Annotated in this window: 12 protein-coding genes; 1 reads left to right on the top strand and 11 read right to left on the bottom strand. The window is 50.3% G+C overall.

The window, feature by feature from the left end; all coding sequences use genetic code 11:
- Nucleotides 1-100: 100 nt before the first annotated feature.
- From gatB to DW949_RS06185, 11 genes are all read right to left on the bottom strand, one after another.
- Nucleotides 101-1,540 (bottom strand): Asp-tRNA(Asn)/Glu-tRNA(Gln) amidotransferase subunit GatB, encoded by a 1,440-nt coding sequence (gene gatB / locus DW949_RS06235; protein ID WP_118022375.1) that lies wholly within the window; start codon nucleotides 1,538-1,540, stop codon nucleotides 101-103.
- Nucleotides 1,540-3,003, bottom strand: a complete 1,464-nt coding sequence (gene gatA / locus DW949_RS06230) for an Asp-tRNA(Asn)/Glu-tRNA(Gln) amidotransferase subunit GatA (RefSeq protein ID WP_118022374.1) — start codon at nucleotides 3,001-3,003, stop codon at nucleotides 1,540-1,542. The genes gatB and gatA overlap by 1 nt, the downstream gene beginning before the upstream one ends.
- An 11-nt stretch (nucleotides 3,004-3,014) precedes the next feature.
- A complete protein-coding gene (gene gatC / locus DW949_RS06225; RefSeq protein ID WP_118022373.1) occupies nucleotides 3,015-3,305 on the bottom strand; it encodes an Asp-tRNA(Asn)/Glu-tRNA(Gln) amidotransferase subunit GatC in 291 nt (96 codons plus the stop codon).
- A gap of 174 nt (nucleotides 3,306-3,479) precedes the next feature.
- Entirely contained in the window at nucleotides 3,480-3,659 is a 180-nt protein-coding gene (locus DW949_RS06220; protein WP_118022372.1) for a FeoB-associated Cys-rich membrane protein, read from the bottom strand.
- A 144-nt stretch (nucleotides 3,660-3,803) separates the two neighbouring features.
- On the bottom strand, nucleotides 3,804-6,245 hold the full coding sequence (feoB, locus tag DW949_RS06215) for a ferrous iron transport protein B (protein WP_118022371.1): 2,442 nt from the start codon (nucleotides 6,243-6,245) through the stop codon (nucleotides 3,804-3,806).
- 5 nt (nucleotides 6,246-6,250) lie between these two features.
- Nucleotides 6,251-6,493, bottom strand: coding sequence for a ferrous iron transport protein A (locus DW949_RS06210; protein WP_118022370.1), 243 nt, complete (start codon nucleotides 6,491-6,493; stop codon nucleotides 6,251-6,253).
- 83 nt (nucleotides 6,494-6,576) lie between these two features.
- Nucleotides 6,577-6,870 carry a DUF2325 domain-containing protein gene (locus tag DW949_RS06205; RefSeq protein ID WP_118022369.1) on the bottom strand — a complete coding sequence of 98 codons (294 nt, stop codon included), beginning with the start codon at nucleotides 6,868-6,870 and terminating at the stop codon, nucleotides 6,577-6,579.
- A 325-nt stretch (nucleotides 6,871-7,195) separates the two neighbouring features.
- Complete coding sequence (locus DW949_RS06200; protein ID WP_118022368.1) at nucleotides 7,196-9,283, bottom strand: cation-translocating P-type ATPase; 2,088 nt, start codon at nucleotides 9,281-9,283, stop codon at nucleotides 7,196-7,198.
- A 5-nt stretch (nucleotides 9,284-9,288) separates the two neighbouring features.
- Entirely contained in the window at nucleotides 9,289-9,915 is a 627-nt protein-coding gene (locus DW949_RS06195; protein WP_118022367.1) for an HMA2 domain-containing protein, read from the bottom strand.
- Between the two features lie 4 nt (nucleotides 9,916-9,919).
- Nucleotides 9,920-10,198, bottom strand: a complete 279-nt coding sequence (locus tag DW949_RS06190; protein WP_118022366.1) for an HMA2 domain-containing protein — start codon at nucleotides 10,196-10,198, stop codon at nucleotides 9,920-9,922.
- A 77-nt stretch (nucleotides 10,199-10,275) separates the two neighbouring features.
- Complete coding sequence (locus tag DW949_RS06185) at nucleotides 10,276-10,494, bottom strand: 50S ribosomal protein L9 (RefSeq protein ID WP_118022365.1); 219 nt, start codon at nucleotides 10,492-10,494, stop codon at nucleotides 10,276-10,278.
- A 482-nt stretch (nucleotides 10,495-10,976) separates the two neighbouring features.
- On the opposite strand from DW949_RS06185, the gene DW949_RS06180 reads away from it, so the two are divergent.
- Nucleotides 10,977-13,079, top strand: a complete 2,103-nt coding sequence (locus DW949_RS06180) for a heavy metal translocating P-type ATPase (protein ID WP_118022364.1) — start codon at nucleotides 10,977-10,979, stop codon at nucleotides 13,077-13,079.
- Nucleotides 13,080-13,126: the final 47 nt, after the last annotated feature.

The following is a 13,126-nucleotide window of genomic DNA, read 5'->3' as shown; positions in this document are numbered from 1 at the left end:
ATGACAGTTTTATTTTTTACTGTCTCTCATAGGGGGAGCATATCACTCATTTTGTTGCAGCCTTTTATTGTACAGTCAGCAAAGGTATAGAGGCATACTCTTATTCCAGATTTTTGGTGAGCAGCTGGTTGACGACTCCCGGATTGGCCCGGCCTTTGGTCTGTTTCATGACCTGGCCGACAAGGAAGCCGATGGCTTTCTTCTTGCCTGCTTTATAATCGGCAACCGATTGCGGATTGGCAGCAATGACCGATTTGACGATTTCTTCAATAGCGCCCGTATCGGTAATCTGTACCAGTCCCTGTTCTTTGACGACCTCGTCGGCCGACTTACCACTGGACCACATTTCCGGCAGGACTTTCTTGGCAATCTTGCCAGAAATCGTGCCCTTGGCAATGAGTTTGAGAAGGCCGGCCAGAGCCGCAGGACGTACAGGGGCCTGATCAGCCGTTACGCCTTCTTCATTCAGCTTCTTGGCAAATTCGCCGAGCATCCAGTTAGAAGCCGTCTTGGCGTCGATGCCTTCTTTTACGACGTCTTCAAAATAATCAGCTGTCTGTTTTTCCAGCGTCAGGAGATTGGCATCATATTCAGGCAGGCCCAGTTCATCCTGGAAACGCTGCCGCCGTGCATCAGGCATTTCCGGCAATTCGGCCCGTACCTGTTCGATATAATCCTTGGACACTTCGATGGGAATCAGATCCGGTTCCGGGAAATAGCGGTAATCGGCATCGCCTTCTTTGACACGCTGCAGGACCGTAATGCCCTTCGCTTCTTCCCAGCCGCGTGTTGCCTGCTGGATCGTGCCACCTTCATCGAGTATCTGGGCCTGACGGACGGCTTCGTATTCGATGCCCTTCTGGACACCACTGAAGGAATTGATGTTTTTGATTTCCGTCTTCGTCCCCAATTTGTCACTGCCGACAGGACGCACGGAAATGTTGGCATCACAGCGCATACTGCCTTCTTCCATACGGCAGTCGGATACGCCGAGATACTGCATGATGGAACGGAGTTTTTCCAGATAGGCCCGGGCTTCTTCCCCACTGCGCAGATCCGGTTCGGATACGATTTCAAGCAAGGGGACACCGGTACGGTTATAATCGACGAAGGTCGTATCCGATGTGTCAATGGAAGCCCCGCTGTGTACCAGTTTACCGGCATCTTCTTCCATATGGATACGGGTCAGATGAACGCGGCGCGTCTTGCCGCCTACCTCGATATCGACATAGCCGTTGAGGCAGATGGGCAGATCATACTGGGATGTCTGGAAATTTTTCGGCAAATCGGGATAGTAATAATTCTTACGGTCAAATTTACTGAACGGCAGAATATCGCAATGAAGTGCCAGGCCGGCTTTTACCGCGTAGTGAAGAACTTCCTTGTTGAGTACGGGCATGCTTCCCGGCAGGCCCAGGCAGACCGGGCAGACGTGTGTATTGGGCTGGGCACCGAATTCAGTGGAGCAGCCGCAGAAAATCTTTGTTTTCGTTTTCAGTTCGACATGGACTTCCAGGCCGATAACGGATTCATATTTCATCAGAGTTCAACCTCCCCCATGGGCAGCGGCTTCTTCAGGTCCGTGCGGTTTTGTTCAAACGTATAGGCGACGCGCAGCAGCGTTTCTTCATCGAGTGCCCTGCCAATGAGCTGCATGCCAATGGGAAGGCCGTTTTTGAAGCCACAGGGAATGCTGATGCCCGGAAGGCCGGCCAGATTCAGTGTAACCGTGCAGACGTCACCCAGATACATGGCCAGGGGATTGTTGTCATTCTGGCCGATTTTAAATGCCGTATCCGGTGCCGTCGGCGTGAGTAGGACATCACAGGTACGAAGAGCATTGTCAAAATCCTGTTTTACCAGGGTACGCACTTTCATAGCCCGCAGATAATAGGCATCGTAGTAACCGGAACTTAAGACATACGTCCCCAGCATAATGCGCCGTTTTACTTCGGGTCCAAACCCTTCTGTACGGGTCTTGCGGTACATATCGACAATATCCGTGCCATCAGCCCGGAATCCGAATCCAACTCCGTCGTAACGGGCCAGATTGGAGCTGGCTTCTGCCGGAGCAATGATGTAGTAAGCAGCCAGGCCATATTTCATATGAGGCATTTTGACTGGTACGATTTCGGCACCGAGCTTCTTATATGTATCAATAGCTTCTTCCAGGGCTTTGCGGCACTGGTCATCGAGACCTTCCACAAAGAATTCTTCCGGCACGCCGATTTTCATGCCTTTTACATCATTGACCAGCGCTTTTTTGTAATCTTTCTTTTCCTGTGGGATAGACGTCGAGTCTTTTGCATCGTGGCCGGCAATGGCATTGAGGACAATAGCACAGTCTTCTACGTCATTGGTAAACGGTCCAATCTGATCGAGGGACGAACCGTAGGCGACAAGGCCATACCGGGAAACGAGGCCATACGTCGGTTTGAGGCCTACGAGGCCGCAGTAGGCAGCAGGCTGGCGGATAGAGCCGCCTGTATCAGAACCGAGGGACCAGACCGCTTCCCCGGCGGCTACGGCAGCGGCGGAACCGCCGGACGAACCGCCCGGTACATAGTCCAGATTCCAGGGATTATGCGTAATCTGATATGCCGAGTTTTCCGTCGAACTGCCCATGGCAAATTCATCCATATTCGTCTTGCCCAGGCTGATATAATCGAGGGCATTCAGTTTTTCAATGACCGTCGCATTATAGGGCGATTTGAAATGTTCAAGGATTTTTGAGCCACATGTCGTGTTCTGTCCGGCAATGCAGATGACATCCTTAATCGCACCCGGTACACCGGCCATATCGGCAATGGCTTCCCCGGCAGCAATTTTCTTATCGACTGCGGCAGCCGCTTCCAGGGCATTGTTCCGGTTGTCCGACAAAAAAGCCTTGACGTCCGGTTCGACCGCATCCTTGCGGGCAATAAACTTCTCCGTCAGTTCGACGGCAGAAATTTCCTTATGTACGAGTTTATCATGCAGTGCATGTATCGTTAATGCTTCCACAATATTCCTCCTCAATCCTGAATGACTTTGGGAACTTTAAAATAGCCATTTTCTGGTTTCGGCGCATTGGAAAGCGCCTTTTCATTGGATAAGGACGGCTGGGGCACGTCGTCGCGCATGACATTGCGCATCGATACGGCGTGAGCCGTAGGCGCTACATCCGTGATATCGACCTGATTCAACAGATCCATATAAGCCAAAATGTCATTCAGCTGTTTCCCGACTTCCTCAATCTGATCGTCTTCAATATTGAGACGGGAAAGCAGTGCGATTTTCTTTATTTCTTCAGCACTGATTTTCATACGGACACTCCTTGTACTAATAATAATATTCAACAACCTAGATTATACCCCATATTGTGCCTCTTGTCATCTTCAGGACAAAAAAATCAGGAGCCGCCTGACATGCGTGCTCCTGATAATCCGTTGTGCCGGGACAAGAAACTCATTTCCCCGACACTTGTACATATTTCATTCTTATTTCTTTTCCCATCCCGTTTTTTTAGACTGGGGGCTGCAGGACGGGCAGCTGCCACTGCAGGAACCGCTGCCGCCACAGCAGCTGGCTGTTCCCTTGAACAGGCCCCGGATATGACGGCCGATATAAAATGCGGCTGCCAGCACGACAAGTGCCACAATAATCGTTGCAATGCTCATACAAGATCACAACCTTTCTGTATCGTTCAATTCTGAAATGATGATATACACATAGGACGCCTTCTGGCGCCCTAAGTATATCATTGTTCCCATTATAAAATCAATAGTTAATTTCAAAAACAGGAATGTTGAGGCATATCTGCATTATACACCCAGTCCGGCAAAGAGTGCCAGATGATAGGTAATAAAGCCACCAACATAGGCAAATACGAGGCACATGCCATCGACGGCGAGGAGCATTTTCCAGGAACCGGTTTCACGTTTGATAACGGCCATGGCTGCCACGCAGGGCATGTACAGCAGGCAGAATACCATCAGTGAAAGAGCTACGGCCGGGTTGAAGTCCGGATCGTCTCTCAGGTAAGCGACGATGCCCGATTCATGAGTATCATCACCACCGACACTGTAAATCGTGCCCAGTGTCGAAACCATGACTTCCTTGGCAGCCGTGCAGGCAATGAGGCCTACGCCGATTTTCCAGTCAAAGCCAAGGGGCTGGATGACCGGTTCGACGACGTGACCGATACGGGCCGCATAGGACTGTTCCAGTTTTTCGGCTTTCTGCTGATCTTCGAGTTTGGCTGTTGCATCATCGGCGTCTGCTTTGGCATCAAACAAAGGCAGAGCCTGTGCAAATACAGCCGGGTTCTGTTCCTGGAGATTGGCAAAGCTGTCGGGGTATTTACCCATGAACAGTGTATTTTCTGCTTCTTCCGAATTCTTGACCTGGTCTTCAACAGAACTCAGGGCTGCAGCCGGATTCAGGGAGTTGCCTGTATCCGCTTCGTCTTCGTCTGCTTCATCGGCTGCTTCGTCAGCCGCTGCTACCATGGCTTCATACATATCGTTCAATTCAGCATTATCTTCTATGTCAGAAAGGCCATATCCGGTCAGGATGCTGGCTTGTGTTTCTTCCATCTGGGCCGTTACGGCTTCTTTCGCCGCATCGTAATCCTGGCTGTATTCTACATCCATCGGATAGGCTGTGAGGAACCATACCAGAATGGAGGCGCCAAGAATGAAGGTACCGGCTTTTTTGAGATACAATACGGTGCGTTCCCACATATGGGTCAGAACGCCTTTGAGCGTCGGGATATGATACGGCGGTAATTCCATGACGAACGGTTCCTGTTCGCCTTTAAATGCCGTATGACGGAGTACCAGCGCGACGCATACGGAAACGATGATTCCCAGCAGATATATGCCGAAGAGGACCGTGCCGCCATGACCGGAAGCACCGAAGAAAGCCGCAATCAAAAGAGTATACACAGGCAGGCGGGCACCACAGCTCATAAAGGGGCAGGCCATGATGGTGACCAGACGGTCTTTTTCATTGTCCAGTGTACGGGCAGCCATAATACCGGGAACGTTGCAGCCAAAGCCAAGGATCATCGGTATGAACGATTTCCCGTGGAGGCCCAGGGCACGCATGGCCCGGTCAATGAGGAAGGCTGCACGGGCCATATATCCCGTATCTTCCAGCAGGCTGATGAATAAATACAACAGTACGATAAGAGGCACAAACGAAAGTACAGAACCGACACCGCCGATGACGCCATCCACGACGAGAGAACGGAGCTGTTCGTCTTCAATCACATCATTGCACCAGTCGCCAAGCATGCCAAAGCCCGTATCCAGCCAGTCCTGGGGATAGGCGCCAAGGTTGATGACGACGACGAACATGAGCCACATGAGGCCGAGGAAAATAGGAATGCCCAGGAAGCGGTTTGTCAGGACACTATCGATCTTATCCGACAGGGAATCCGTCGTGCCCGGCTTGATGACCGAACTATTATAGGCCTGTACGGCAAAGCGATGACGATATTCGGCAAAGCAGAATTCCAGATCCACTTTGTTCTTCAGGGAATCCCGCAGCGTATGAGCCATGGCCAGAATGCTTTCTGTCCCATCGAGGGCCGTTACCTTGCTGACGACATCACTGTCATTTTCCAGAAGTTTGATTGCCAGCCAGCGTACAGGGTACTGGATAATGCCCGTCTTCTGAATCATATCTTCCAGGCTGGTAATGGCCGGTTCCAAATCGGGACCGTAATCGACTTTTGCGTTCTTTATCGCTTCATCTTTCTGGGCTACATTCATGACGGCCTGCAAGAGTTCCTGGGTCCCTTTATTTTTACTGCCTACGAGAGGCACAACCGTGGCACCCAGCTGTTCACCCAGTTTTTTCAGATCAATCTGGGTGCCCATGCGTTCGGCAATATCCATCATGTTCAGGCCGATGACGACAGGCCGTCCCAATTCGATGATCTGGGCTGCCAGATACAGATTCCGTTCCAGATTGGAAGCGTCCAAGACGTTTACGATGATGTCCGGTTTTTCATTAATAATAACATTTCTTGCAACGACTTCATCCAAAGAACGGGCTGTCAGGCTGTATGTACCGGGAAGATCGACGAACAAAAGACTGTGATTGTCATAATTGCAGCGGCCTTCTTTCTTTTCTACTGTAACGCCGGGATAATTGCCGACGTGCTGTTTCGCACCCGTAATATTATTAAAAATTGTCGTCTTTCCGCAGTTCGGATTGCCGGCGAGGGCAACCTTGATCGTTCCTGCATTATCCATGACTACTAATGACCTCCTCCGACAGCTACACTGATCATAGCTGCTTCATTCTTTCTCAGTGCCAGCGCGGTCCCTTTGACCTTGACTTCAACGGGGTCGCCCAAAGGCGCAACTTTTACTACCGTAATATGGGATCCCTTGACGACGCCCATATCGACGAGACGATGCTGGATATTCCCATGTCCTTCCAGTGCTTCTACTACACCGCTGACACCGGGTTTCATATCCGCCAGTTTTACAATGCTCATGATCTGACACCTCCTTCACCACTGTCCATTGTCCGTATGACAGGCCCGGACGGCACGATGACGCTCAGGCCTGTGACGGGGATTTACAATGCACATCGCTCAGCACGAGCCTGTAATATAGACCTTAAAGCGCTTGAACTGCTCGTATGGGAACGAACGACTTCTACGTTCTTGCGCTGAGCTTCCTTCACAGCACAATGCACCATTCTATGGGACACGGTACTCGTAAACAGTACTACCAGATCGGGCGAGCCGATTTTCGATTTGAAATCGCTCGGTACCTGGGTAAATACTTTTGCCTTGTAATCAAACTTTTTGCAAATATTTTTGTACTGGCAAACCATACAATCATTTCCACCTACAATGACGACACTCATTTACATCGCTTCCCTTCTCATGCTCCGTAAATAATACTCGCACATCCTCTCTTTATTGATAACATTATTCATTACTATATATAGTATATAAAATCACGTACTAGTTGTCAATACTTGTTTTCATTATCATAAATTTATTAAGCGATATATTTATAATTACCTTTATACAGCCTTAATTTCATGATTTATTATATAATAACGATAATACAATTGATAATAAATATAAATAAAAAACGAAAGATATCGTAACAATATGTTACATATACTATCTTTCGCTTTTTATTTTGTACTATATTATGAATGATTTTTTATCATTATTTGAAAATTAGAATCGTTTCATAACCCGTGCCGGACCCAGGATGCGGACACTGTTCATGACGACGGCAAGTGTCGCCGTATTGTGAATCACAGCGGCCCAGAGCGGGCTGATCCGTCCCAGAGCCCCCAGCAGCATAGCGGCGGAGTTGACGACAATGGTCGCCGTAAAGTTCTGATTGATGATTTTCATCGTCTTGCGGCCAATGACCAGGGCATCATACAATTTGGACGGATCTTCCGAGCGGATAGTAATGGCTGCCGATTCTGCTGCAATATCCGTCTTGTTCCCGCCCAGGCTGACACCGATATCGGCAAACGCAAGGGCCGGTGCGTCATTAATGCCATCGCCGACCATCATGACGTTCCCCCGTTTCTGGAGCTTCATGACATAATTTGCCTTATCTTCCGGCAGGATTTCTGCATGGTAGGAATCAATATCCATATCACGGGCTACTTCTGCAGCAACTTCTTTCGAATCGCCGGTCAGCATGACGACTTCATCGATGCCAAGACGGCGCATCTGATTCAGAGTCTTCTTCATCGCCGGGCGTACCGGGTCCTGGATGGCCATGAAACCGATGAATTCCCCGTCACGGGCTACATAGAGAAGACTCTTGCCAACGGTCTTTCCCATGGCTTCCGGAAGGCCCGTAACCCCTTCTTCATTCATGAAGCGGCGGCTGCCGACGAGGATGGTACCGCCTTTATACGTTTCAAAATCCGGTACGACGGCACGCATCCCCCGTGCTACGATCGTTTCCGATGTGTCATGGGGCGGTGTCGTCCATTTATGATTTTTGACGTATTTCTGGATGGCCACAGCCAGCGGATGGACCGAATGCATTTCCGCTGAAGCAGCCAGCAGGATCATTTCCTTTTCATCAACGCCAGGTGCCGTCTGAATCTGCTGTACCTGTGGAACTCCCATCGTAATGGTGCCGGTCTTATCGAGGACAATGGTGTCGATATCAGCAAGATTTTCGATGTAGTTGCCGCCCTTGATCAGAATCCCCTTGCGGGCAGCCACGCCGATAGCCGCGGAGATAGCCGTCGCCGTCGAAAGCTTCAGGCCGCAGGAAAAATCGATAAATAACAAGTTCAGGACGCGCTGCCAGTCTTTGGTTGCACCATAGACAATAGCCGCACCGATAAAGGAAATCGGTACCAGCATATTTGCCATCTTATCGGCAAAGTTCTGTACCGGAGCCCGTCTCGTCTGGGCTTCTTCTACGAGATGGATAATCTGGGCCAGGGATGTATCATTGCCGACCTTTTCCACGTGAATGACCAGGCCGCCGGCTTCAATGACGCTGCCGGCATAGACGAAGGACCCTTTCTGCTTGATAGCCGGATTCGATTCGCCTGTAATAGAAGCCTGATTGACGGCGGCATTGCCACTGACGACACGGCCATCAACGCAAATCTTTTCGCCGAGATGGACCGCGATGTGATCGCCCGGCTTCAACGATTCGACAGGGACTTTCTTTTCCCTGCCCTGTTCGATGAGCCATACGTCACGCTGATCCAGACGGAGCAGGCCCGAAATCTGTTTGCGCGCCCGTTCTGCCGCGTATTTCGTCAGCATTTCAGCCCCGTTGGACAAGGCCAGAAGAGTCAGGCTGGATTCAGGCTTGCCTGCCAGGACGGATGCGACGACAGCTGTCGCCGTCAGCGTATCGGCATTAGCCTGATGTTCGCGGACGACACCGAGGACACCGTTTTTGATGAACCGGCGGGCGATGAACAGGGTAAAGAGACGGCGGAACAAGAGAATACTGTCATAAAATGCCGGATTCGTCTTGCGCAGGATATTCATGGCGATAAATCCGCCGACAGACAGGATTGCTTCCCGCTTATAGGATGCAATATCCAGTTCTTTCCGTTCTTCCTGTTTCGCACCATACGTTTTTTCAAAGCTGTATAGCAAGGGCAAAGCCGAGCGGGGATCAAAAGGCCGCTGATAATACAACGTAACGACACGGCCATCGGTCGATGCCGCTGCGACGCCCCGCAGCTGACGCAGCCGCACACCCAGAAGGGGACGGATACGTGCAGGAATTTCTGCATGGAGCCGCAATTTAGTACACATATACATGACAATCACTTTCCTCTCAAAAGGCTGTAAGCCCACCATAAAAGCTGAGGACCAGACACCCGTTCATTCATGGTGATGATCTGGCGCAGCCCCCGTATAATGAACATGAGGGAAACCAGCGCTTTCAGATCGAGCAGATGACCCGTACTGTCCGATACGCCCTGATTGAACATACGGCAGACATCCGCAGCAGTATGACGGAAATCTGATTCGACTTTCTGTTCCATTGTTTTGGCTTCATCCAGCTCTTTCATCAGTTCTTCTCCCGGCAGGGGAACAGAAAAAACCTGTTCGCTCAACACCTTTTCGACCGTATCGAGCGTTTTTTCATCCCCCAGTAGGAGGATACTGCCGGTCCGGGGGGTGATTTCAACGCGGCGGATGCCCGACATTTTATACAGACATTGGGCCAGGAGGCCGGCCAGAGGCTGATTGCGTACAAGGCTCCTGGCATAATAGCGGCGCCGGCCCGAACTTTTGGATGCCCGGCGGAAGAGAGGTACAGCAGGGGCGGGACGGGACGCATTTTTTACAGCGTGTTGGGGCATACCGGGACGGCCGGCATTACTGAAAAATTGATGAATCGATTTGCCAATGGAGGCACCGATCATGAATCCAGATACATAAGACACGTTGTTATCTCCTTTCTATGTGCTTGACGACATATTGTTCCACTTTCGCCAATTCGTGATTTGTCCGGAGCAGGCCAGGCTGATATTTGATCAACACAGAACCGGTCACCACATTGACTTCTACCGAGTCTATTTCATGATAACTGGAAATATATGTATATACCTGCCGGCACAATCCGGCATTGCCTATGAGGCGCTTGCTATAGAGCCGGATGCGGCCTGGAATGTAAGAAGATACCTGTACAGACCGCATGATAATATCCCATTTTGAAAATGGCAGCATACTTCGTTTACCTTTCACTTCATATTTTGCAAGAAAAAAGACTGTCCCAGGAGGGCGAGACAGTCTTTTTCATCTGATTATTTAGCCTGTGCTGCTTCCTGTGCGGCAATCATATCTTCGAGTTCTTCTTTTTGACGCTGTAATTCAGCAACAGGAACCGTAGCCGATGCGGCAGCGGCAGCCGGCTGCTGCAGAGCCAGCAGCTGCTGTTCTCTTTCGACCATCAGTTTATATCCGAAAATACCTGCCAGTACACCGACGCCTAAACCAATCCAAAAATCCTGATTCTGAAACATACGGGACATCTCCTTTTTTCCGGCTTCGTACTTTCCGGGAAGTACGAAGCTATTGTTGTGAAATTGATAACTTTTTACATTGATTATTATATATGAAACTAGTAATTATTGTCAATATTGACATATCATATTTTTTATCTTTTAATGAGTATGCCAAAAACATGCGATTTATAGCCAGTGCAGTCTTACATGTTGCTTTATACTATCCTTATAATTTTAATTCATCTTCTCAAATTCAGTTCTGTGTTCTATGCAAATTTTGTGATTTTCAACAAACAATCTATTGTATGGTAAACAATATTATCATAATATATAGGTAATTATAGATAGTTCACTATCTAGTAAAAATAACAAAAAACCATCTTGACAGCTGTCATCAGACAGCGTATGCTATAAGTGTAATACAAATGAAAATATGTTCATATGTTTAAATGTTTGAAGATGAAATCCCCATACTATACTGGCCAAAGAAGGTGCTTACGATGGAAAAGGTATTTATGTTAAAGGGGCTGGACTGCCCGAACTGTTCCGCTAAAATCGAAAAAGAAGTAGGAGCGCTGGACGGCATTACGTCCTCTACGGTAAACCTTATGAAACAGACTCTGACTATCACTGTCGATGAAGACCGGGCCCGCACGATTACACCGATTATTGAATCAATCGTGCATACACATGAACCCGATGTAGAAGTGCAGGAAAAAGATGAAACTTCTTCTCCTGCCAGCGAAGAAGAAGAAACTACACGCGGCCGCATCATCCGTCTGGCTGCCGGCGCCGTCGTGTATATAGCCATCATGGTTTTTCAGGCCGTCCATCCTCTTACGGATACGGCATACCTGGCCGGGCTCATAGCAGCTTACCTCATCCTGGGCTATGATGTCCTCTGGCAGGCATTGCGTAATATCACCCGTGGCCGGATTTTTGATGAACATTTCCTCATGAGTATTTCTACCGTCGGTGCCTTTGGCATCGGAGAATACCCGGAAGCCGTTGCCGTCATGCTTTTTTATCAGATTGGTGAATGGTTCCAGGACCTGGCCGTAGACCGGTCCCGCCATTCTATTGCCGGTCTCATGGATATCCGTCCCGACATCGCCCATATCCGGCAGGATGGCAAAGAAATCACCGTAGCACCCGATACGGTTGCCGTAGGCTCGACAATCATCGTCCATCCCGGTGAACGGATTCCTCTGGATGGCCAGGTCACGGGAGGAAGTTCTCTCCTCGATACGAAAGCCCTTACAGGAGAATCGGTGCCCCGCCGCGTTCATAGTGGCGATACCGCCCTGTCCGGATGCATTGCCAAAGACGGAGTCATCGAAATCAAAGTCAGCCATACCTTCGGAGAATCGACAGCCAGCAAAATCATCGACCTCGTACAGAATGCTGCCAGCCGCAAAGCGCCGACGGAACGGTTCATTACCCGGTTCTGCCGGTACTACACGCCGTTTGTCGTCTTCAGCGCGCTGCTCCTCGGGCTGATTCCTCCTCTCTTCTTCGGCGGTCTCTGGTCCGACTGGCTGACCCGCGCCTTTATCTTCCTCGTCATTTCCTGCCCCTGCGCATTGGTCATTTCCATCCCTCTGACCTTTTTCAGCGGCATCGGTGCCGCATCCCGCAAGGGCATCCTGGTCAAGGGCAGCAATTATCTGGAAGCCCTGACCCAGCTCGGTACAGTTGTCTTCGATAAGACCGGAACCCTTACGAAAGGCGTATTCCGCGTCACCGCTATCGACCCGGCCGACAGCTTTACCAAAGACGACGTGCTCCACCTCGCAGCGCTGGCCGAATCCCAGTCCCGCCATCCTATTGCCCTGTCCATCCGCCAGGCCTGGAAGAATCCGCTCGATATGACCACCTTATCGGCCTATCAGGAACTATCGGGTCACGGCATCAGCGTCCTGTACCGGGGTAAACAGATTCTGGCCGGTAATGAAGCCCTGCTTCATCAGAACCAGATTGACTTTACTCCCAGCTCCGCAGCCGGTACCAAAGTGTACATCGCCTATGACGGAACCTATGCCGGCTGCCTGCATATTACCGATGAAATCAAAGAGGACAGCCGGCAGGCTATCCAGGGACTCAAAAAAGCCGGCGTCTCCCAGACGGTCATGCTCACAGGTGATGCAGAAGACATTGGCCGGACCGTTTCCCAAAAGCTGGGACTGGATACCTATTATGCCCAGCTGCTGCCGCAGGATAAAGTAGACCGGCTGGAAGAGCTGGATGCACATAAACAGGCCGGAAAGAAGCTGGCCTTCGTAGGCGACGGCATCAATGACGCGCCGGTGCTTGCCCGGGCCGATGTCGGCATTGCCATGGGCGGCCTCGGATCCGACGCGGCTATTGAAGCAGCCGATGTCGTCCTCATGACCGATGAACCCTCCAAACTGGTCACGGCTATCCGCGTGGCCAGAGCAACGAAAAGCATTGCCTGGCAGAATATCGTCCTGGCACTGGGCGTCAAAGGGCTGTTCCTCATCCTGGGAGCACTGGGCATGGCCAATATGTGGGAAGCCGTATTTGGCGATGTCGGCGTCATGGTCCTGGCAGTACTCAACTCCATGAGAGCCCTGCGGGCATAAAAGCCGGGGATTAAAATAAAAGGAGCTGTTCCACTACGTGTTTTTTT

Source organism: Megasphaera sp. AM44-1BH (assembly GCF_003467125.1).
Classification (GTDB): domain Bacteria; phylum Bacillota; class Negativicutes; order Veillonellales; family Megasphaeraceae; genus Megasphaera.
Note: the sequence above shows the minus strand (reverse complement) of the source record. Positions and strands in the feature narration are given on the sequence as shown.

Excerpts from the sequence above, each read along its gene's own strand:
- gatC (WP_118022373.1), bottom strand. The coding sequence starts at position 3,305 with ATGAAAATCAGTGCTGAAGAAATAAAGAAAATCGCACTGCTTTCCCGT.
- DW949_RS06180 (WP_118022364.1), top strand. The coding sequence starts at position 10,977 with ATGGAAAAGGTATTTATGTTAAAGGGGCTGGACTGCCCGAACTGTTCC.
- gatB (WP_118022375.1), bottom strand. The coding sequence starts at position 1,540 with ATGAAATATGAATCCGTTATCGGCCTGGAAGTCCATGTCGAACTGAAA.
- DW949_RS06205 (WP_118022369.1), bottom strand. The coding sequence starts at position 6,870 with ATGAGTGTCGTCATTGTAGGTGGAAATGATTGTATGGTTTGCCAGTAC.
- DW949_RS06190 (WP_118022366.1), bottom strand. The coding sequence starts at position 10,198 with ATGCTGCCATTTTCAAAATGGGATATTATCATGCGGTCTGTACAGGTA.
- feoB (WP_118022371.1), bottom strand. The coding sequence starts at position 6,245 with ATGGATAATGCAGGAACGATCAAGGTTGCCCTCGCCGGCAATCCGAAC.
- DW949_RS06200 (WP_118022368.1), bottom strand. The coding sequence starts at position 9,283 with ATGTATATGTGTACTAAATTGCGGCTCCATGCAGAAATTCCTGCACGT.
- DW949_RS06210 (WP_118022370.1), bottom strand. The coding sequence starts at position 6,493 with ATGAGCATTGTAAAACTGGCGGATATGAAACCCGGTGTCAGCGGTGTA.
- DW949_RS06220 (WP_118022372.1), bottom strand. The coding sequence starts at position 3,659 with ATGAGCATTGCAACGATTATTGTGGCACTTGTCGTGCTGGCAGCCGCA.
- DW949_RS06185 (WP_118022365.1), bottom strand. The coding sequence starts at position 10,494 with ATGTTTCAGAATCAGGATTTTTGGATTGGTTTAGGCGTCGGTGTACTG.